This is a genomic window from Streptomyces sp. NPDC060209 (assembly GCF_042728155.1).
Lineage (GTDB): Bacteria > Actinomycetota > Actinomycetes > Streptomycetales > Streptomycetaceae > Streptomyces.
This window is the reverse complement of sequence record NZ_JBHWZS010000009.1, coordinates 34,635-54,612: the sequence shown is the minus strand read 5'-3', so window position 1 is coordinate 54,612 and position 19,978 is coordinate 34,635. Positions and strand designations below refer to the sequence as shown.

22 protein-coding genes and 1 pseudogene are annotated in these 19,978 nt (G+C 69.1%); 12 read left to right on the top strand and 11 right to left on the bottom strand.

The features are described from left to right. Positions 1-16 precede the first annotated feature (16 nt). Complete coding sequence (locus tag ACFWFI_RS03585) at positions 17-322, bottom strand: hypothetical protein (RefSeq protein WP_387384954.1); 306 nt, start codon at positions 320-322, stop codon at positions 17-19. A gap of 360 nt (positions 323-682) precedes the next feature. Between ACFWFI_RS03585 and ACFWFI_RS03580 the strand changes: the two genes are divergently transcribed. Beyond that, positions 683-1,624: a DPP IV N-terminal domain-containing protein gene (locus ACFWFI_RS03580; RefSeq protein WP_387384952.1), complete on the top strand. Its 942-nt coding sequence runs from the start codon at positions 683-685 to the stop codon at positions 1,622-1,624. 407 nt (positions 1,625-2,031) lie between these two features. Here ACFWFI_RS03580 and ACFWFI_RS03575 read toward each other — a convergent pair whose 3' ends face one another. Then, positions 2,032-4,107, bottom strand: a complete 2,076-nt coding sequence (locus tag ACFWFI_RS03575; protein ID WP_387384985.1) for an N-acetylmuramoyl-L-alanine amidase — start codon at positions 4,105-4,107, stop codon at positions 2,032-2,034. 412 nt (positions 4,108-4,519) lie between these two features. Further along, positions 4,520-5,152 (bottom strand): DUF4328 domain-containing protein, encoded by a 633-nt coding sequence (locus ACFWFI_RS03570; protein WP_387384949.1) that lies wholly within the window; start codon positions 5,150-5,152, stop codon positions 4,520-4,522. A 449-nt stretch (positions 5,153-5,601) separates the two neighbouring features. On the opposite strand from ACFWFI_RS03570, the gene ACFWFI_RS03565 reads away from it, so the two are divergent. After that, on the top strand, positions 5,602-5,877 hold the full coding sequence (locus ACFWFI_RS03565) for a zinc-binding dehydrogenase (RefSeq protein ID WP_387384947.1): 276 nt from the start codon (positions 5,602-5,604) through the stop codon (positions 5,875-5,877). A 95-nt stretch (positions 5,878-5,972) separates the two neighbouring features. On the opposite strand, the gene ACFWFI_RS03560 is transcribed toward ACFWFI_RS03565, so the two are convergent. From ACFWFI_RS03560 to ACFWFI_RS03530, 7 genes are all read right to left on the bottom strand, one after another. Continuing rightward, entirely contained in the window at positions 5,973-6,194 is a 222-nt protein-coding gene (locus tag ACFWFI_RS03560; RefSeq protein WP_387384945.1) for a hypothetical protein, read from the bottom strand. A gap of 133 nt (positions 6,195-6,327) precedes the next feature. Next, the gene (locus ACFWFI_RS03555; RefSeq protein ID WP_387384942.1) at positions 6,328-7,806 is read right to left on the bottom strand and encodes an aminotransferase class I/II-fold pyridoxal phosphate-dependent enzyme; all 1,479 of its coding nucleotides are present in this window, start codon (positions 7,804-7,806) and stop codon (positions 6,328-6,330) included. A 612-nt stretch (positions 7,807-8,418) separates the two neighbouring features. Then, positions 8,419-9,147 carry a glycosyltransferase family 2 protein gene (locus ACFWFI_RS03550; RefSeq protein ID WP_387384940.1) on the bottom strand — a complete coding sequence of 243 codons (729 nt, stop codon included), beginning with the start codon at positions 9,145-9,147 and terminating at the stop codon, positions 8,419-8,421. Next, on the bottom strand, positions 9,144-9,761 hold the full coding sequence (locus ACFWFI_RS03545) for an SAM-dependent methyltransferase (RefSeq protein ID WP_387384938.1): 618 nt from the start codon (positions 9,759-9,761) through the stop codon (positions 9,144-9,146). The genes ACFWFI_RS03550 and ACFWFI_RS03545 overlap by 4 nt, the downstream gene beginning before the upstream one ends. Next, entirely contained in the window at positions 9,758-10,528 is a 771-nt protein-coding gene (locus ACFWFI_RS03540; protein WP_387384935.1) for a PIG-L deacetylase family protein, read from the bottom strand. Before ACFWFI_RS03540 ends, ACFWFI_RS03545 begins: the two co-directional genes overlap by 4 nt. Further along, positions 10,525-11,571 carry an acyl-CoA dehydrogenase family protein gene (locus ACFWFI_RS03535; RefSeq protein ID WP_387384932.1) on the bottom strand — a complete coding sequence of 349 codons (1,047 nt, stop codon included), beginning with the start codon at positions 11,569-11,571 and terminating at the stop codon, positions 10,525-10,527. The genes ACFWFI_RS03540 and ACFWFI_RS03535 overlap by 4 nt, the downstream gene beginning before the upstream one ends. Positions 11,572-12,175: 604 nt before the next feature. Next, a complete protein-coding gene (locus tag ACFWFI_RS03530; protein WP_387384930.1) occupies positions 12,176-12,517 on the bottom strand; it encodes a hypothetical protein in 342 nt (113 codons plus the stop codon). On the opposite strand from ACFWFI_RS03530, the gene ACFWFI_RS03525 reads away from it, so the two are divergent. Genes ACFWFI_RS03525 through ACFWFI_RS03515 form a run of 3 tightly spaced genes read left to right on the top strand, consistent with a single transcriptional unit; the run spans position 12,516 to position 13,536 of the window. Beyond that, positions 12,516-12,974 carry a cytochrome P450 family protein gene (locus ACFWFI_RS03525; protein ID WP_387384989.1) on the top strand — a complete coding sequence of 153 codons (459 nt, stop codon included), beginning with the start codon at positions 12,516-12,518 and terminating at the stop codon, positions 12,972-12,974. The two genes, ACFWFI_RS03530 and ACFWFI_RS03525, sit on opposite strands and share 2 nt — an antisense overlap. Next, positions 12,911-13,237: a cytochrome P450 gene (locus ACFWFI_RS03520; RefSeq protein ID WP_387384927.1), complete on the top strand. Its 327-nt coding sequence runs from the start codon at positions 12,911-12,913 to the stop codon at positions 13,235-13,237. The genes ACFWFI_RS03525 and ACFWFI_RS03520 overlap by 64 nt, the downstream gene beginning before the upstream one ends. 5 nt (positions 13,238-13,242) lie before the next feature. Next, complete coding sequence (locus ACFWFI_RS03515; protein WP_387384924.1) at positions 13,243-13,536, top strand: 4Fe-4S domain-containing protein; 294 nt, start codon at positions 13,243-13,245, stop codon at positions 13,534-13,536. Positions 13,537-13,975: 439 nt separating this feature from the next. On the opposite strand, the gene ACFWFI_RS03510 is transcribed toward ACFWFI_RS03515, so the two are convergent. Then, positions 13,976-15,223: an esterase/lipase family protein gene (locus ACFWFI_RS03510; protein ID WP_387384922.1), complete on the bottom strand. Its 1,248-nt coding sequence runs from the start codon at positions 15,221-15,223 to the stop codon at positions 13,976-13,978. Between the two features lie 167 nt (positions 15,224-15,390). Between ACFWFI_RS03510 and ACFWFI_RS03505 the strand changes: the two genes are divergently transcribed. The 7 genes and pseudogenes from ACFWFI_RS03505 to ACFWFI_RS03475 all read left to right on the top strand — a co-directional run bounded on the left by ACFWFI_RS03505 (position 15,391) and on the right by ACFWFI_RS03475 (position 19,731). Then, on the top strand, positions 15,391-15,534 hold the full coding sequence (locus tag ACFWFI_RS03505; protein WP_387384919.1) for a hypothetical protein: 144 nt from the start codon (positions 15,391-15,393) through the stop codon (positions 15,532-15,534). A gap of 461 nt (positions 15,535-15,995) precedes the next feature. Further along, positions 15,996-16,541, top strand: coding sequence for a hypothetical protein (locus ACFWFI_RS03500; protein ID WP_387384917.1), 546 nt, complete (start codon positions 15,996-15,998; stop codon positions 16,539-16,541). A gap of 538 nt (positions 16,542-17,079) precedes the next feature. After that, positions 17,080-17,481 (top strand): DUF6153 family protein, encoded by a 402-nt coding sequence (locus ACFWFI_RS03495; protein WP_387384914.1) that lies wholly within the window; start codon positions 17,080-17,082, stop codon positions 17,479-17,481. Between the two features lie 121 nt (positions 17,482-17,602). Continuing rightward, positions 17,603-18,229, top strand: a complete 627-nt coding sequence (locus ACFWFI_RS03490; protein WP_387384911.1) for a DUF305 domain-containing protein — start codon at positions 17,603-17,605, stop codon at positions 18,227-18,229. 152 nt (positions 18,230-18,381) lie between these two features. Next, positions 18,382-18,893: pseudogene (locus ACFWFI_RS03485) on the top strand (DUF4396 domain-containing protein). A gap of 150 nt (positions 18,894-19,043) precedes the next feature. Beyond that, the gene (locus tag ACFWFI_RS03480; RefSeq protein WP_387384909.1) at positions 19,044-19,454 is read left to right on the top strand and encodes a four-helix bundle copper-binding protein; all 411 of its coding nucleotides are present in this window, start codon (positions 19,044-19,046) and stop codon (positions 19,452-19,454) included. A gap of 115 nt (positions 19,455-19,569) precedes the next feature. Then, positions 19,570-19,731 (top strand): hypothetical protein, encoded by a 162-nt coding sequence (locus ACFWFI_RS03475; RefSeq protein WP_387384907.1) that lies wholly within the window; start codon positions 19,570-19,572, stop codon positions 19,729-19,731. Positions 19,732-19,978 lie beyond the last annotated feature (247 nt).

Sequence of the window (19,978 nt, the reverse complement as noted above, 5' to 3'; positions counted from 1 at the left end):
GTTCCGGCCGGCGAACTCAGCCCGCTGGCTTCGTCGGTACACGTCCGTGGAGCAGTAAGTACATCTGCTGTACCGATTCTTCCGGTCCGTCGGCGAACCGCTTCGACACCTTGCCAACCGGATTCCATACCCGACCGTCAGGCATTCGAATGCCTACCACCTGGCCGAAGAGCTCCTGCTGCGCCCGGTCAAAGTCCACCCACTCAGCACCAGCTCGCCGTACGAACACCTCGCCCACGTAGGCCCCGAGCCAGAACAGCTCACGTGCCACGCTTGCCTGGTCCGGCCCAGCGGCACGGAGCCCATCGGTGATCCGGTCCACTACACGCAGGCTCGCTACCGAGTAGTCCAAAGGCAGCCTGTTCCGAACTGTCACCCTCCGGAGGAACTCAGCTACTCCCCGAGGCACCTGACTGGCCAACAAACGCTGTTTCTGTTCCGCACCCGAACCCACTACAGCCCCCCACACCTCGTTCGGTCCCGGGGCCCCGTCGGCGCCCGGAGAGGTACTCGCTCCCTCCCCCAGTCAAGCGAGACCAAGGCCGCTAACGTCACACCTCCACGTGGCGTAGGGGCAGGTGGTCCAGAGTCTGCGTGTCTGACGCCGCCCCCGTGATGTTTCCGGGTCCGGTGGCGCTCATGTACTGGGGCCGGACACTCCGGTCCCCCTAGGAGGGGCAAAGTGCACATCAAACGCGCCGTACTGGCAGCAGCAATCGCCGGCGCAACTGCTCTGGCGACGGCAGGGACCGCCGCGGCGGAGCCGAGGACGGCGGCCAGCTGGATCACCGCCACCGGCTACTTTTCCGGCTCCCCCGCGCTGATCTCGCTCGACCCCGCGAACGGCAACGTCATACGGACCTTCGCGCAGACCGCTGAGGACGGCGTCCTCTCTCCGAAGGACTCCGCCGTGGCGTACATCCAGCGCGGCGGCACCTGCATTCCCCAGACCGAGGGCTGTGTCTACGCCCGGAACCTGGTGGTCGCTGACAGCGATGGCAGCGACCAGCACGTTCTGGTCCCAGGTATCGCGCCCGAAACCAACGAGGCCCCGTACGTCGGGCACCCCGACTGGTCGCCGGACGGCAAGCGGATCGTCTACGACAGCCCACGCGGTCTGGAGTGGATCAAGAGCGACGGCACGGGACAGGAGGTGCTCACGGCAACGGGCGGCGCAGGCACCTTCTCACCCGACGGCCAAAGCATCGCCTTCGTGAAAACCACTGCATACGAGACGCCCGACGGCTGGCAGTACGGCAGGGACGTCTGGGTCATGGACATCACCGCCCGGCAGGTGCACCAGATCAGCACGGCTCGCGACGCTGTGTCCACACCCGTCGACTGGTCCCCCGACGGGCAGCGCATCGCCTACGTCACAGAGACCGGCCTGAACGCGGTCAACGTGGCGACCGGCACCGTCACCGAGCTGCAGAGCAACTGGGTGACCCCCCTCAGCGGCGTCCAAGGCCCCGTCTTCTCGCCCGAAGGCACCCACATAGCCTTCTCTGCCTTGGACGACTTCGAATACACCCGCAGCACCTACGTCGTCGACGCAGCGGACGGAAAGAACCTGCGGGTCCTCACTGACCAAGCCACAACCCCGACCGACTGGCTGAGCAGGTAGCAGGAACGCCGGCCGCGGGCCCGGGAATGCCTGCGCCGGCCGTTCCGGGTCGGCGAGACCGCCCAAGGGAGGAGGGGGAGATCACATCCGAGTGCCCACATTTGCGGCCCTGTACCCCGGCATCCCGCACACAAGCGGCGCTTGCGGAAGCCCGCCCCCGGACGATCCGTGAGGGCCCTTCAGATGATCGCAGCCCAGGAGTGTGGTCGCCCTACGGCTGGGATCCGTCCTCTGATCTGCCGGTCCGCATCGGCAGCTTCGCGCTGATACCTCCGGTCACTCAGAGGGGCCTCGGAACATTCGTTCACGACGTTGTCGGCCACAACCCCAGATGCGGGCACAGCGGTGCCGTCCCGGCCTGGACACCCGAAACCGTGTGCCCGTCTGGGACGGCGTGCTCCGAGCCGCTACCTGAGGTAGACCAGGCCGTCGGTGGTGATGGCCGGGCGGCCGCTTGTGCCGACGACGACGATCTTGATGATGTGTTTCGCGCTTGTGGTCCAGGACTTGGTCCAGATCGCGTCGCGGTACTTGGTGGTGGAGGACTTCAGGTCGACGGTGGCGGTCTTGACGCCGTCGACGTAGACGTACGCCTGTCCGGAGGTGGAGGCGCGAGAGACCACCCAGGCTGCCGACTTCCCGGTGAAGGTCCAGGTGAGGCTCGCGCTCTTGGACGAGCTTGAGTAGGACTTACCGCCGAGGTAGCTGGTGGAGGACTTCGTGGTCCAGGTGCCGGACCGGGCGGCGGAGGTTTCCTGCAAGATCGTCGGGGTGCCGGCGATGGAGGCGGCCCCGGTGTTTCCGGCTCGGTCGTAGGCCGTCATGGACCAGGTCGTGGCCACGCCCGACTTCGCGGTGTGGGCGGCGCTGTAGGTGGTCGGGCCGTATGTAGCGGACACAGGTGCCGTCAGGCGGACTTCCTTCAGCACGGCATTGTCGGTCGCCTTCCAGCTCAGGGTGAGGGGGACGGTTGTGGTGTTGACGGTGCCGGTGCGCAGGGCGAGGGCGGGCTTGGTGGTGAACGTCGGCGCGGTGGTCTCCGCGACCACGGTCGCTGCCGCTGTCGTGGTTGTCTTGCCGGACTGGTGGACCGCACGGACGCTGATCTTGTGAGAGCCGACCGCGAGGGTCGCTTTGGCGGAGGTGGCCGTGCCTGCGGCGGTGGCGCCGACCTTGCCGTCGACGAGCAGCTCGTACTTCGAGATCAGTGAGACCGGCGTAGTGGCCGACCAAGTCACCGTGATGGGAGCCTTGGTGTAGTACGTCGTCCCGGACACTCCGGCACCGGTGATCGACTTGATCGCCAGGCCGGTGACGGGGCCGGCGGTCCAGGAGCGGATCGTGCCGAGCTGGGCGTAGAAGGCGTTGCCGGGGCACTGCGTGTTGTAGCCGTCGCGGTGGCCGTGGATGACCGGGAAGGACAGCTGTGCGCCCTCGGCCCAGGTCTTGCCGAAGTAGTTGAGGCCGCTGTCGCCGGCGGTGAGAGTGGTGGTGCCTGCCGGGTCGACACCGTACTGGCCCAGCTTCCATGCGGCGATCCGGGCGACCGAGGCCATCGCGGTGTGTGGCGGTGCGGCGTCGGTGTAGGTACCCAGGACCGAAATTCCCGTGGTCTCCGTGTTGAAGCCGTAGGCATGCGCACCCAATACGGGGCGGTCGATTCCGCCCTTGCGTCCCTCGTAGATCGTGCCGCACTTGTCGACGAGGAAGTTGTAGCCGACGTCTTTCCAGCCCAGTTGCTGAACGTGGTAGGCATAGATGCCGCGCACAACCGCCGGGCCGTCGGCACATGTGTAGGCGTTTGATTCGGCAGTGTGGTGCACCACCACGGCCTTGATCTTCCCGCCGGGCAGATACCCCGGCTCCTCCGGGCTGATCGACTCGTCCGCACCCCAGCCGGCACGTGACGTGATCGGCGGCTGCGGCGCTGTCGAAGGCGGCGCGGGCGGCACACTCACGGTCGGCACGGAGCTGTGCGTCGCGGAAGCAGACGGCGAGGGCGGCAGCGTTGAAGTGCTTGGCGTTGGTGTTGGTGGCGTGGGCGCGGTGGGCTGCTCGCTCACCGGAGGCTCGGTGGGCGGCACACTACCCGCAGGGGTCTCGGGTGGAGTTGTGCTCTGCGTCGGCTCACCTGAGTCGGACGGCGAATCCGTCGGCGTAGGCTCGCCGCTCTCGTCAACGGCGAACGCCGCTGGCTCCATGCCCGTGGCCTTGCCGCTTCCGGGATCGACCATGTCCAGACGCAAGCCCGCAGGCAGCCCTGCCGACGTCGACACTCCCGAACGCACCCGAGCCTCGACACCGTTCGAGGCGCCGACCCACGCCGGCTCGGTGCCGCCGCGTGCGGCACCCCCCTCGCCCTGACCACTGTCGCCATCCAGCAGCATCCAGCGGGACCACTGCCCCGACTCCACCGACCGCGTTCGCACCTCGATCGCACCAGGGACGTGCAGTGCGGGATCCGTCCACGTCACCCCCACCATGCTGAACGGCTCTGCGTCCCGCCGCTCCAGGGCGGCGGACCGGCCGTCGTCGCTCGTGGCCAACTGCGCCGTCCTGGCACGGGCCTTGACCGGGCCCCGTCTTTCATCCGCTTGGACACCAGATCCCGTACTCCCGGTGACCCCTTGGAAGACCAGCACTCCGGCCAGCCCCGCAACGGCCGTAGCCGCAGTCACCCATATCCGACGCTGCTTCACGCAGCCCCACCCCCAAACTGATCCGTATGACTCGGCTCCTCAAGGCTCCGAGCCGCATTACTGATGGCGGGCGACACCGAGCCCTAGTCGCAAACCTGACATTGATGCCATCCGTGGAGATTGGCGAGATTCGCCCTCAGAGAGCGAGGGACCAAGTCGCCCAACATTTTTCTTTTGCCTGCCATGTCATCTCATGTCATGTACCACCTTGGACCTGCGGTTCCCAGCCACGGACAGACCGGCCGGCCAGCATTTTGATGTGCTGCATGTGCGTAAGTGTGCGGACCAGCCGGACCGCGAGCGCGGCACAGACAATGTCGAAAACGTCGGAGAGCATGAGCAAGCCGATACTTATGTTTGTCTGGCCGATGGAGTCGGCCATTTCGTAGGCCGCGCCTCCGACCAGGGCGAAGAGGCCCTGGGCGAGCCAGAAGCCCCACCACAGATTGATCAGTCCATGGCTCGGTCGGCTGGTTGCTTGCGGTTCCGCGGGTCGGCTCGCGTTCCAGATGTCCAGAGTGACCCGACGCGGAAACCACAGGTTGACGACCGGGATGAGCCAGCACCAACCGGTCCAGCTGCGGCCGCGTCGGTGAGCGCCGGGGGCGAAGACTTCGGCATTGTCGCGCAGCCGGTAGAGCCAGCACACGTAAACGATCCCCGTGGAGAGGTAGAGCAAGCTCTGAAGCATGCCGGCGAGGTCGTAGTAGAGCTGCCTGTTATCAGCGTGGGAGACAGCGTCCAGGGCCCCCGCTGAGTCCGGGAGACTGCGCAGCAGGTCGTACAGGTATCCGCCCGAGGCGATGGACACTATGTCCGTGATGATCACGGCGACGAGCAGAAGAGAGGCGGCCACCCCCAGCCCGACCGGTGAGCGCACCGCAGCGAGGTAGGCAGGCGAAGGGACGGGTGCACTGCACCTGGTTGTGTTCACAGTTCATGCAGCGCTATCACCGTCCCAGGCGTCACACCCCCAGCCACTTCAGGAAGTACGAGGCGCTCTTGTTCCAGGCTCCGCCAGACGGTTTCTGGCTGCGCAACGGGCCAGGACGGGGCAGCACTGGGCCTGGACCCGATCGTCGGCGACTCTGTGCGCTACGCGGGCGCGCGCTTGGAAGCCCGATAGGGCTGGCGGTACCTCGGCACTCCGCCGTAAGCCGGACGTGTGGGCTCCGGGCAGACCCCTGAGCTCTTGCTTGGGCCCAGTCCGGAAGGGCCGTACGTCTGCTCGGCACTCGACAAACGCTCTGGCTCCAAAGAGCATCAGTCAGTACCCCAATGGTCGGCCACGCGCGCGGTCCGCGACGGCGGCCGGGTGGCGACCTCGGCGCCGGGTGCCGAGCCGAGCGACGAGCGCGGCATCGTGTGACGCACCGCACCTTCTCCCCCGGTACGCCCGCGACCATGCAGAACTGGACCGGCTCAGGCAGCTGGTGGCAAGAGGGTCGGCTGACACCCCGCATCGCGCGCATTCTGCCCGCCGATAAGGCGGCCGAGGCCCACCAACTCCTGGACGAGGGCGGGCTCCGCGGTCGTTTGATCCTCACCTTCTGAACGGGCGCAGTCACTCAAGCCGTTGGCGGAAGTGTTCTGGCACCGGTACACCCCCCGACCGGGCTCGCGGGGTGTACCGGGACAACGCGGTTGCCTCACTTGCGCCCCGCTAGGGTGCTGCCGGTGTGCCCCACGCGGCTTGTCGGGATCAGTCGGAACTGTCGGTTGACGGCGTGCGAGCGGTCGGCGGCCCAGGACGCGAGCCGGAGCAGCCTTTCGTGGGACGTGCTTCCCGGCTCGGCGGTCCAGACGATGATCTGCAGGTCGGGATCGGCAGCCCAGGTGACCGCATTCCAGCCGAGGGCCTGCAGTCGCATGCCGGGGTGCGCTGGTGAGCGCCACCCGCTGAAGCCCGCTGACCTGGGCCGACGGCGTCGCACCCTCCCCCCAGTAGCCGCGGCTGCACGCACGGCGTCGTGTGCGGGTGGTGCCGGACACTGTCCCCACCGCTCAATCGGCGCCGACGTCGTGCACGGACACGCGAATCGTGGCGATGGTGCCGTCGACGGCGTCGGGAATGAGCATTCCCCCGCTGGCGCCGGTCCGCAGGTAATCCACTGCGGCCTGGTCTAGCAGTTCCCCAGGCAGGGCGGCGGGGATTCCTGGGGGGTAGGGCGTGAGCATCTCAGCACAGACCCGGCCGACCGCCTGGTCGGCGGGGACCTGCTCGACGTCGCCGAAGAAGGCATCGCGCGGAAGCGTGGCCTGCTGAAGACGAAGGTCGCCTGGCTGCGGGATGCGGATGTCCGGGGCCGGTGGCAGCTCATCGGCGTGGGCTACGAGGTCACGCAGGCCGTCGAGGAGCCGCGCCGTCGTCGTGTCGTCGTCGGCGTGGGTGAGCTGGGCGTTGATGCGCCGGTGGTCGGACGTGTGCAGGTTGATGCGATGGTTCCGGCGCATCCAGTCGGCGGCGTCGTAACCACTGAACTGGACTCCGCTCAGGTCGATGAAGACTTGGAGGGGGTCCAGGTCGAAGGCGCGCCCGGGCGCGCAGAAGTCGTCGCGATCGTTGACGTGCAGGCCCTCGATGTCCTCGATGGCTTCGCGCACGCGGCGGGCCCTGGAGAGGGCGTCGCCCAGGAGCTGGCGGCCGTTTTCCACCATCTGGCGGCGCCAGCCGTCGAGGGCGGCGTAGATGAGGACCGAGGGGCTGGTGGTGTCCAGGAGGTCGGCGCGGGAGGCGAGGGTCGGGGCGGTTACCAGGTCGCCTTGCAGGTGGAAGACCGACCCTTGTTCGAGCCCGGAGCCCATTTTGTGAACCGACGTGACGCACACGTCCGCGCCGGCGTCCATGGCCCAGGTGGGCAGTTCGGGGTGGAAGGGCAGGTGCGCACCCCACGCTTCGTCCACGATCAGCGGTACGCCACGCTCGTGGCACAGCGTCGCGATGGCTCCGATGTCGGCGCAGGTTCCGTAAGGGGTGGGGCTGGTGACCAGCGCCCCCCGCGCATCCGGATGCTGCTCGAACGCCGACCGGAAGGCCTCGGGGGCCGGTGGGTGAGCAAGGTGAAGATCGGGATCCCACTGGGGATCGACCCAGACCGGGCGGATACCGGCAAGGATCAAGCCGGAGATGACCGATTTATGCACGTCGCGTCCGACAAGGAGCTTTTCGTGCGGCCCGGCAACGGACAGCATGGCAGCCTTGACCGAGAGCGAACTGCCGCAGGTGGAGAAGAACGTGTGCTCGGCACCGACGGCGTCGGCCATCAGGTCTTCCGCCCGCTCCAGGACCTTCTGCGACTGTGTCCGGTCGTCCAGACCGGACACCGCGAGCATGTCCGCACTGAAAAGGGCGTCCCCTAGAACAGCCCGCACCCTGGGGTCGGCCCCCCGGCCCTGCTTGTGACCGGGCGGGGTGAACGGCAGTTGCTCCTGCGCCTGGTATGCCTTCAGTGCGTCGAGAACGGGGGCTTTCGAGTGGTCCATTACGTGCGGCTTCCCGGTACGGGAGGGCGAAAACGAATCGGGTGCAGGGCCCGGGAAGGCGGCACAGGCATTTGGGAAAGCCTGGCCCCGGGCAGGGCGGCACGAGCATCCGTCTTTCGAAGCTCCTGCCGCCCCTGCCGGAGCGAGCTCACAGGGCTCGGATCAATGACCGGCGCCCCTGTCAGAGAGCGGGTTTGAAGCGGTTCCAGGCCCGGTGCCCCCGAGGAGACCGGTCACGGCCTCCAGGACTGAGGACGCGACCTCGCCTACTACCACACCTGCCGAGTTCGCGGGCAGAACGGCCGACTCCAGCGCACTTACCCCTGCGCGCCCCAGGCCCCGATGGTCTTTCCGTGGCGGTACGCCTCGGTGACAACAGGAGGCGGGGGTCCACGTCGGAGGCCGCGGCAGCGCCGTCGTCGGCCTTGGCGTCGCGGGCGCCGTAGGCGTCGCCGCCGGGGCCGGTTCTCCGGCCGGCAGAATGGCGTCGAACTCGACAAACCGGGCGGTGGTGAGGGTGCGCTGCACGGTGACCCGGTCTCCGTCGGGGCCCAGCATGCCTCCGGCCGGTGCGATGATTGGCACGAGCCGTTCCCCCCGCTCCGCCCCATCTCAGTCAGGCTGCCGTACAGGCTCGGCCAGCTGGCCCAAGTGGTCGCCGTACCCTCCCCGGGCACGCGCGGTCAGGCGCGCGGAGGTGAGGACCGGGAAGCGTCTGGTGCGCAGGACGCGGTGGCCGCTCGCCTTCAGGGCGGCGACCAGCGCGTGGTCCTCACTGGTCGCCAGCGCAGGGTATCCCCCGCAGCGCAGATAGGCGTCCGCCCGCACACCCAGGTTGGCTCCATGGACATGCGGATGGACATCCGGCCGCTCGGGATGGCGGCCAGCTTCCTCGTACTCGCGCATGTGCCGACGGATCACGTCCGTGAGCGCCGGATTCCATCCTTGCGGCCGGACGGTGCCCACCACTGCGTCCCAGCCCTTCTCTGCGCAGGCCCGCTGGTGGGCGAGCCAGCGGGGTGGGACCTCGCTGTCGGCATCGGTCGAGGCGATCCACACGGCGCTCGGGTCCAGGTCGAGGGTGCGCAGGGCCAGCGCCGCACCGGCGGCTCTGGCCCGCCCGGGGTTACGGGAGTCGAGCGGAGCGATCAGAGCGCCCGCTTGGCGCGCGAGCGACTGGGTCGCGTCGGTGCAGGCATCCGCGGCGACGACCACGAGGACCTGGGTGGCGGCCAGGGCGGGGTGCCGGGCAGCCCGGGACACGGCGGCGAGGGCGGCGCCCAGCAGCACCTGCTCGTTGTGCGCGGGTATTACCACGGCCATGGCGGCAGGCCCTGTCACACGAGCCCCTCGAAAGCGGCAGGCGAGGCGGGCGCGGCCTCGCCGGGCAGGACCCGGCTGAAGGTCTGCAGGACGAAGTCCTCTTCCCGGTGATCGGCCCGCAGCAGCAGCCCGGTTTCACGGGCGAGCCGGTCGGCCAACTGCGCGCCCGTGTGCAGGTGCTCGGGCACGGGGTGGTTCCAGTGCACGGTGACCAGGGTCCCGCCCGGTTCGAGCGCGCCGGTGACCCGTGACAGCAGTTCGTTCAGCCGGGCCTCGTCGAAGTAGTAGAGCAGCTCGGACAGCACGACGAGGTCGAAGCGCCCCTCGGGCCACTCCTCAGGCACGGTTAGTCGGGCCACCTCCACCTGTTCGAGATCCGCGGTGCGCCGCCGGGTGGTGTCCACGGCGGAGGCGACCCGGTCGGCGGCGAGGAGCCGCTCGCATCGCGGCGCCAGCTGTCGTGTCAACTGGCCGACGGAGCATGCGGGTTCGAAGGCGTTACGGAAATATGGTCTGGGCAGCGAGGCGAGGGTCAGCGCGTACTTGCGCTGCTCGTACCACCGCTCCTGAAGGTGCCAGGGGTCGTCCTCGCCCCGGTACATGTCCTCGAAGTATCCGGCGGGAGTGCTCACAGGAACACCACCTCGCGGGGGCGCAGATGGTGGGCGAGCTCGTCCGGTGGCAGGACTGCCGCATCCTCCGCTCCCGGCCCCAGGGGCCGGATCTGCGAGGCGAAGGCATCGACGGCGTGCCGCTTCCGGTCCTGGACCTCCGGGGGCAGGGTGAGTTGCGCCGCCCGGTCCCAGGGCACACGGGGATCCTCGGGGCGCGCCCAGTGCCACATCCAGACGGGGTATTCGACGAATGGTGCGTCGGACTCGTGGGCCGCTGCCCGTGCCGCCCGGCCGGCCGCCTCGTGGTCGCTGTGCACGTCGGCGGTCCACGGCGCCGCGACCAGGACCGCTCCCGAGCACAGCGGCACGAGGGCCCGGCGTACGGCCTCCTCGTGGCGGTGCACACCGGAGTCGGGGACGTGCAGCCGTACGATCTCGGTGTCCCCCGCGCCAAGCCGTTCGAGAGCGGTACGGGTCTCCTCGGCGCGGACGCGGACGAGTTCATGGGGGCGCAGGACCCTGCTGTCGGGGTGCGATCCCTCCCCGTCGGTCACGGACACCACGGTGAGACCGTGCCCGGTCGCGGCGAGCCGGGCCAGCGTGCCGCCGAGCCCCAGCACCTCGTCGTCGGGATGGGCGGCGACCACGACGACCCGGCCCCGGGGCGGCAGCGGGAACTCACGCATACTTTCCCAGCCCGGCCACGCCTCCCAGACGCTCTCGTCGGTACCGGGGGCCTGAATGGCGTCGGCGTAGGACGACGTGTCCTCGGTGCGCGCGCTCACTCCTCCTCCCGGCCGCTGACCAGGGCACCGAGTTCGGCGAGGTTGCGCTCGGCGTGGTGCTGACGGATGTAGACGGTCAGGTCGGCGACATCGCGCGCATGGCGTCGGTCGTGGCACAGCGGCCCCGCCCCGGTGCCCCGGCCCACATGCCCGAGCGTGCGGTCGCAGACGGCTTCGACGAATCCCCGCACGCGCAGGCTGCGCAGCCTGGCCTCGCCCTTGGCGTCCAGAGGGTCGGTGTCGATCTCGGCCGCCGCGACCTCCAGGAGCAGCCCGGCCGCCCGCAGGTCGATGTCCACGGCGCCGAGGTGGGCGTCGGTGTGCGGGCCACCTCCGCGGTGGGCTGCGGCACGAAGGGCGCGGGTCACTGCACGCGCCCCGCCGAGCCAGCAGGCCGCCACCCCGATGCCACCGTGCTGGAAACCGGGCCGGTCCACATATCCCTCGACGCCCCCGACGGGTTCGGCGGCCGCCGAGTGGAAGCGCACGTCCGGCGTGTCGGAGCCGGCCATGCCGAGCGCCTGCCAGGTGCCCTCCACCGGCTCGTACGCCCCCTCCGTCAGCGGCACGGCGAAGAGCCGCCTCCCGTCCTCGGCCCGGGCGGTGACCAGCGCGTGCGTACAACTGTGCGCCCCCGAGCAATACTGCTTGAGCCCGTTCACGCTCCACCGCCCGTCGGCGTCCCGCACGGCGAGGAGCCCCTCGCCGGGAGGCTCGGACGCCCACACCCCCCAGCGCCTGCCGGGGACTGGGGCGGGGCCGCCCAGTTCGTCGAGGATCGCCAACGCGTCGACGTGGCCCTCCACCAGCCGGGCGAGACACAGATCGTCCTCGGCGACGGCCCGCAGCGCGGCGAAGCGCTCGGCGGTCGCGCCGCTGCCCGGCAGCGGAAAGTTCAGGTCACCCGCCTCGATCGCGGCGACCGCCGCGCTGAAGCGCGTGGACGTCTCCGCCCGCAGGGTCCGGGCATCGAAGTCATCGGCCTCCCCAGGCCGTGCCGGAGCCTCCGGCACGACGGGGCGTCGTACGGCATCCTCTGTCATCGCGTGTCCTTCATCCATCCGGCCGGCGCTTCATCCGTCCGGTCACCTGCGCTCACTCCAGTGCCCGGTGATGCGCGATTAAAGCCGAACCCATGAGAAACGTCGGCTCTGCGGATGTCGATCACGTCGATGAGCCGAGTGCCGTGCCGACCATGGCTCTACGATCGCCCCTCCGTAGCCCCGCGGCATGCCGAGGCGTCCAGAAGGAGACTCAGCTGGCCGGCGGGGCCGAACGACACCCCGAGCCCGACCCGAGCGAAGAGTGCGGGAGCTGGGCCGGGGCATGCTTCGGCCCTGACGGCGCGAAGATCATCTTCGGCATGCTCGCCCCCGAGTTGCCGCTGGAGGTGGCCCGCCGTGCCCTCGGCTCCCGTGCCCAAGGCCCGCTGTGCCTTGTGCGCGGTGGAGGCCAGGGCGATGGGGCATGCTCCGAGTGCGCGGCTTGTCTGTATGAGGGCGCTGCCGAGCCCAAGGTCTCTTGCAGCCAGAGTTTGTCGCTGACCGATTGGCCGTCGTGACCCTGCAACGGAGACCGGGGATTGGTCCGGGCCGCTGGAACCACCCTCTGGTCGCGTATGCCGTACGGGCTCCTTGTGGCGTCGCGTCAGCGGGTCTCGCTGCTGTTGTTCTTGGCGGGGCGGGCGAGGCGGACCATGGCGCGGTAGAGGGCGGTGGATGCAGGGGCCTCGGGCAGTTGGGGCAGGGGCGCGCCGGGGGCGGCGTAGGAGCGGAGCATGTGGGCGACCAGGCGGCGCCAGGCGTAGGGGGCGGCTTCGCCGGTTGCGGTGATGACTCCTGCGTTGGCCATCAGGAGGATGACGAGGTCCTGGCTGGTGAAGTCGTCGCGGAGGTGGCCGGTGGATTTGGCGCGGGCGATGACTTCGAGGAAGCCGTTGTAGGACTCGGCCCGTCGGGCTTCGAGGGCTTTGGCGGCGGGGAAGGTCATGGTGAGACGTCGGCGAAGCCGCGGTCGGCGGCCTGCATGGCGCACACGGCTCACCGCCCTCGCCGACGCCGAGGTGACCGCCGCCGTGGACGAGATGACCGGCTATCTCACCGCCCTCGTGGCCGAGAAGCGACGCCACCCGGGCAACGATGTGCTGAGCACCCTCATCGCCGCGCGGGACGAGGGCGACCGACTCAGCCAGGACGAGCTGATCTCCTTCACTCTGGTACTGCTCGCCGGAGGCTACGGCACCACGGCCGACCGGCTCGCGGGGACGATTCACCTCCTGCTGGACGAACCAGGTCGGTACCGGAGGCTGCGAGACACACCCGACGCGATTCCCAAGGCCGTCGAAGAACTGCGCGCTACGCCCAGACGAACGTACAAGCGAACTTGCGCATCGCCACGGAGGAGGTCCGACTCGGCGGCGTCACCATCGCCGAGGGGGAGGCGGTGATGGCGATCAACTCGTCCGCCAATCACGACGAGACGGTGTTCCGGGCCCCCGGTCTCCTCGACCTCGACCGCGACCACAATCCCCACCTCGCTTTTGGGCACGGTGTCCACCACTGCGTGGGGGCGCCGGTCGCCCGCATACAGGTCCAGGAGGCGCTGGCAGGGCTCGTACGTAGACTTCCCGGACTGTGCGCCGCGGCACCACCAGTGTGGAAAGCAGGCTTGACCACCCGAGCACCCCGCACTCTGCCGGTCACCTGGTGACGCACATGTCCCCCGGCGACGGGCACGTCATACGTTCCGAAGAGGCCCCGGAGCCACCGGCTTGGCAGGAGACCCTGTGGGCCCGCGTCGAGCCCGGGGTGTGCATCGGCTCCGGCATCTGCCTCGCCACCGCTCCGCGCCATTTCGAGCCCTCCGGCCACACTCACTCACGCACACGGTCCGACGCACCCGTCGCCGACAGCGCGGCGAGGGACGCGGCGGACCTGTGCCCGGTGGAAGCGATCCGGCTTGTCGGAACTCCGCCCGCGACGGGCCCCGTGGCGCCGACCAGCTTGTGACCCGGTCGTGCCACTGCGGTTCGTTCACTGGGGACCATCCCTGCGGGGCGCGGGGAGCAGACGCCGGGGATCCGGGCCCAGGCCCCGGCTGTAGGACCATCCCGGGGCGGGGAGCAGACTCGCTGAACTGCAGGTTTATCTGCGAACCCCAGCTGGACGGTCAGCCGTGCGCCGGCCCGCCCGGCCAGCGCGAGCCCCGCACATCCTCGTCATCGCCTACAGCGATCGCGATGCCATCGAGTTCCTACGCCGTGCCGGACTCGAAGACCCCCACCTGCTGCTCGATGACCCGGCATGGGTCCGGTGGCGGCACGGGCGACGGCCTCGTCCTCGTGGCGCTGGAGGGCGAGGCCGTCGTCGGGGGCGTGTCAGCGGCTGGCGCTCAGCGTTACAGCCATTGCCGGAAGCCATGCCCGCCGGAGGCGTCCCTGGCCGATGGTTACGCTTCCTGGAGCTGGGACAGGATCCACTGGCCGAGTTCCGGGGTCATGACGGTGTGACCTTCGTTGGTGGTGGCGCAGAGGAAGTCGTGGAGGTCGCTCCTCTCACGGTCGACCTTGGAGTAGAGGGCAGTGTGGTCGTCGATGTCGGCCGACGCCACAGCGCTGATGGTGGGGACGAAGGTGGAGGTGTTGTGGGTGGGTTCCGCCTTCTGCCCGTTGACCACTGAGGCCAGCACGGCGGCCAAGCCGTAGTTGGCGGCGTCTTCCAGGAGATGTGCCTTGGGGAAGAGGCCGCCGGGAGCGCCGTCGAGTTCGGGGAAGCCGGCGGTGTTGATCGAGACGGCGGCTTGGCGCGCTTCCGCGATCTGGGCGACGGTCTGTTTTCCGGGGCCCTGGGTGCGCAGGTTGGCGTTCACCTTCGGTCCGAGGGCGGTCATCGCGGTGTCGTCGGCGGGGATGTTGTTCCCGGCGCCGGTGCCCGTTCCGTTGGCGACACCGAGCAGGCGGGGGCGCTGGGGCCAGTCGCCCACCCGCTGGAGTGCTTCCAAGAAGTGGGTCCGTTCCCGGTCCTGGCCGGCGGTGACGTCGAGGTTGACCTCGGTGCCGGTTTCGACGTGCCAGCGCAGCATCTGGCGTGCGGCCGGGCTGTTGACCAGGTCGGAGTAGAGGCTGAGGAACGGGTTGGCGTCACCCCAGCGTTCCTTCACGAAGTGGGCGAATGCCTGGACTCCGAGGGGCAGCCACGCCCCGCGGTGCGGGGTGTCGTAGGAGAGGTAGGTGGAGGTCTCGTGGTCCTCCTCCTGCGTTTCCATCTTGGCCAGGGCGTAGCGGGTGACCATTCCTCCCATGCTGAAGCCGCCCACCGTCAGCCTGGCGTCGCCTTCGCGGTCGGCGACCGTCCTGCGGATGCACTCGATCGCGACGTCGGCGTTGTCGAGGATGGACGCGGAGCGCTCGTTGAAGCCCAGGAGGATGACGTCGAAGCCGTTCTCACGCAGCGTGGAGATGAACGGGTAGTCCCCGTTCTCCAGGCCGTCGTACAGCTCGTAGCCGTTGCTCGGCCCCATGGCGAAGCCGTCGGCGAGGATCACCGGCCGCCGGACGGCGCTCTGGCCGGATGAGCTGTAGAAGACCCAGGCGGTCCCGTGGTGGAGCTCCCACTCGGTGTCCCAGGGGTCCGCTTCCGCGGCTGCGGGCTGAGCCCCCGGAGGGGTGCCCCAGATACTGACAACAGGCTTGGACATGCTTCAACGACTCCTTGGTGTCGCGGCCGGTCACACCGAACACGGTTATCGTCTCGACGCAAGCATCCGATCCTCGCCCAAATCCGGCGGCATCACTCTTCCGTGGACGAAACGCCTCCTTTCGCACCTGTCCTTGCCTCGTGTACGGGGGCAGGAGTAGCGCAGCGTTGGAATACCGCCTCTTCGCCACTCGTGTAGAGGTCATCCACATCGCTGCCCGGATGGGCCAGCCGTTCCTTCTCGGGCCGACAGGCGCGTACGACGTCGCGCTGAACTGGCACTTCTCGGTGTGGATGGCGCACTCGCCTTAGAACACCCAGGCTGCGCACGTGTGGAAGCTGCGGACCTTCTTCAACTTCTTGTGGTTCTCCCGGGGCGAATGCGGGTGGCGAAACGCGCCAGCCGAGGACCGCGCGGCATACGCGTGGTGGCGCCGTCGGGATGAGGCAAGGCCCCGGGTGGAGGACAGCACCTGGGACCGGGAGGTCGCGACCGTCAACCAGTTCTACCTATGGGCCTTTGAGCAGGACCTCGCACGGATGAATCCGATCCGGCAGCGCTCCGCGGCTCCGTCACCGTGGTCCGGCGGTGGCTCTCGGCTTGTGCCGGCGGAGGTGTCCCATGTCGGGCCGCGGCGCGAGGCGAAGTGGCTTCCCCCGTTCTCCTACCGACTGTGGCGGAACGTGGGCCTGTGCGTGTTCAACTCCGGGGACCTGCCGCGCTCGCAGTTCCGCGGCCGGTGGGCGGTACGGAACGCGGCCTTCTCGATGTCATGATCCGTACGGGCCTCCGGCTGGGCGAGCAGTCGGCGCTCACCGTCTTCGGACTGCCGGAGCTGCCACCGCCCGGCTCGGGCATCGTCAATGCCCGTACGGTGCTGCCGAACGAGACCTCCAAAGGACGTTCTGGACGGGCGGCGTACATGCCTGTCTCGACGCTGCGGGACGTATGGGGCTACATGGTGTGGGATCGCAGGGAGATGCTCGACTACGGGCGGCTCGCGGCTTCTATACCCCGAACCGGCACTCGCTGGTGGTGGAAGATCCGGCGTTGGCCGTCCGTGCGGATCGCAGGCAGGTGGGTTCCGGTCGCGCGGCTCGACGCCCAGGAGCGTCGCCATCTGCTGGTGGCCGGTCCGGAGGGGTGGGAACCGGCGATGGTGAGGCTGAACCAGTGGGGGCTGCCGATGTCGGTCTCGGGTTGGAAGCAGGTCTTCGCCGACGCCAACGCACGGTGCGCCGCGCAGAAGGTGGCGCTGCGGGTGACGCCACATATGCTCCGGCACTCGTACGCGGTCATCACGCTGGAGCTGCTGTGACGGGGGCACCTTCAGGCGCTGGGCGAGATGAATGGCGAGCAGCGGCTGACCGGTGATCCGCTGAACTGGGTGCGGATCCGGCTGGGGCACCGTTCGGCGACGACCTCGGCCCTGTATCTGCAGACGCTTCAGAACTGGAGATGCGGACCCGGTTGAAACTGGTGCCCGAGGGTGCGTGGGAGCGGGTTCAGCCCGGAGGGCTGGTCGGAACGGGGTGGTGGCCGCGTGACCCCTGCGACGGAACGTCCTGATCGCGGGCGGGGTGCCGCTGTTCCCAGCCAGTTCTCGGACACTTCGTGAAGGCGCTGGTGGACCTGGTGGATCGGGATGTGCACGCTGCCCTCGATCCAGCCCCCCGCACGCTCACCGTCACGACGCACGTCCAGGATCGGTCAGGTCCACGGGCGCGGGCCTGCGGCGTTGGCGCGGCCATGTGGGCATAAGTAGGACGGTCGCACTGAGGATCAGCGACAGTCCTCTCACGCGGTCGGTGGATCCCCGGAGGTCGGGGGAATCGCAGTCGCCGTACGATGACCGCGTGACCAGCCCCATGCAGCCGTCGAGCCGTCGCCCCGCGGGGCGGGGCTTTCTGCTGCTGGTGCTGGCGGTGCTGGCCGGTGTGCTGGCAATGCACGGCCTGGGGCCGGCATCTGCTCACACGAAGCAGCCGACGGTTGCCAGTGGCCACGCCATGATGCCTGCGAAGTCGGCCGACCATCCGATGGTCGGAGACTGCTCGCACGGCGATGGCGGAGCGAATCACCACGCGGACGCCACGTGTGCGGCGACCGGTATCGGCGTTCCGTACGCGCCGCCCGTCCTGGCTGCAACTCTCGATGCCGTGCCCGTACCCGTGGCGCTGCCCGGCAGTGCGGCGGGGACCCCAGAGAGCGGCCGGGCGCCGCCCGACCTCGCCGAGCTGCAACTCCTGCGGATCTAGGACCACCCGCACGGCACCTCCTCGCCTGGCTTGACCGGCGAGTGATGCCGCGCTCCGGCATGTCCTCATTCCGTATCGGCGCCCACCCACTCAGGGCGGCGCACCAAGGAGTCGCACCACCATGCAGAAGAACCTCATCCGCCGGACCTCCCTCGTCGTCGCCGCGGGCGCCGCTTCCCTCGTGCTCGCCGCGTGCGGGTCGAGCGACGACGCCTCCGGCGGGCACGACGGTCACGGCTCGTCGTCCTCGGCCTCCTCGCCCGCTCCGGCCACCCAGGGCCAGCACAATGCCGCCGACGCCGCGTTCGCCAAGGGAATGATCCCCCACCACCGTCAGGCCGTTGAGATGGCCGACCTCGCGCCTGGCAGGGCCGAGTCCGCCGAGATCAAGAAGCTCGCCGAGGAGATCAAGGAGGCCCAGGACCCGGAGATCAAGACTCTGTCGGGCTGGCTGACCTCCTGGGGTGAGCAGGTTCCCGCCGAGGGCGCCATGGACCACTCCATGCACGGCAGCGGCGGCGGCATGATGACGCCCGAGGAGATGGACAGCCTGAAGCAGGCGTCCGGCAAGGCGTTCAACACCGCCTTCATGGAGATGATGATCAAGCACCATGAAGGCGCAGTGGAGATGGCCAAGACGCAGAAGGCCGACGGCGCCTTCCCGGAGGCCAAGACGATGGCGGACGCCATCATCACCTCGCAGACCGCCGAGATCGCCACCATGAACAGCCTGCTCGGCAAGAGCTGACCCACCCGGCGAGGGGGTGTGCCGGGGCATGCGGCCCGGCACACCCCCTTGGCTGGGGCTCAACCCGCTCGCAAATACCCCCTAGGGGTATATGTTTGCGCTGTGGGTCCGCGGGGAGCGGGTCACGCTGGACGGGATCGGGGTTGACGGTCATGGACCACAGCGCACACCGCACCGGTGCCGCTCACGACCACGCCACGCACCAGACGCACGGCGACCACGGGCTCGGGAGCGCATCCTGGGGGACGGCGGCGAAGGCGACGCTGCACTGTCTGACCGGCTGTGCCATCGGCGAGATCCTCGGCATGGTCATCGGTACCGCCCTGATGTGGGGCAACGTCCAGACGATGATCCTGGCGATCGCCCTGGCGTTCGCCTTCGGTACTCCTTCACCCTCTTCGCGGTCCGGCGGGCCGGCCTGGACTGGAAGAGCGCGGTCAAAGTCGCCCTGGCCGCGGACACCGTCTCGATTGCGGTGATGGAACTCGTCGACAACGGCATCATTGCCCTGACGCCCGGTGCGATGGACGCCCACTTGTCGGACGCGCTGTTCTGGACGGCGCTGCTGGGCGGCTTCGCCGTGGCTTTCGTGATCACGACGCCGGTCACCAAGTGGATGATCGGCCGCGGCAAGGGCCACGCCGTCGTCCACGCCTACCACTGACCCATCCGCTCAGCCCCGGGCCGGGCCGCACCCTTCACGGTGCCGCCGGGCACATTCGCACGGAGGGGCGTTAGCTGGAGGTGGGCCTGAGGTTTTTGCAGGCGGCCCACCCGGATCCGCCGACCCCAGGCGTTTCAAGGAGGCACGCTGATGTCCAGCACCGTCAAGGACATGCTCGCCACCTACCCGGCCGACCTCGGCACCATCGACCAGGCCAAACTCACCCGCTGCATCGAGGAGTGCATCGCCTGCGCGCAGGCGTGCACGGCGTGCGCGGACGCCTGCCTGTCCGAGGGCATGGTGGGTGACCTGGCCAAGTGCATCCGTACCGACATGGACTGCGCCGATATCTGCACCGCGACGGCCGCGGTGCTTTCCCGGCACACCGGCTACGACGCCAACATCACCGCCGCGATCCTGCAGGCGTGCGCCATGGTCTGCAAGGCGTGCGCCGACGAATGCGGACAGCACGCGGACATGCACGAGCACTGCCGCGTCTGCGCCGAAGCCTGCCGCTCCTGCGAGCAGGCGTGCAACGAACTCCTCGGCGCCCTCGGCTGACAAAGGCAGCTACGCCGGGGGGAGCTCAACGCGGCTGGGAGGCCATCTCGCGCGCTGGCGGCGGCGCCCCTAGCGGGTCACCCCACGCGGCTTGAACACCGACAGGAACGCTGCCGTGAGGAGCACCAGCAGGGCGGCGACCGCGTCCGCGATCAGCTGGGTGCGTACGCCTGGCAAGCTCGCCGCCCGCGAGTGCGGCCCGGGCGGCCTCGTCGGCGAGGTGCCCGACCGGCTGCATGTGGACCAGCAGAACAAGGGTCGCGATCACCGTTGTTGAAGCGTGGCACAGCGCGCAAACGACTGGACCCCTGAGCGGCGCCAGGCATACGCCAACGACCTCGGATCCGAACCGTCTCTGGTCGCCGTCACTGCAAAGTCGAACCGCTCCATGGGCGGCAAGAACCCCGCTCAGCGGCTGCCCCCGCGAAGAGCGCGCCTACAGACTGGACGGCCACCAAACTGCGTTGGAAGTTCACCGCCGACAAGTCAACCTTGCCAAGAACTGCACCGACACCACCGTCGAG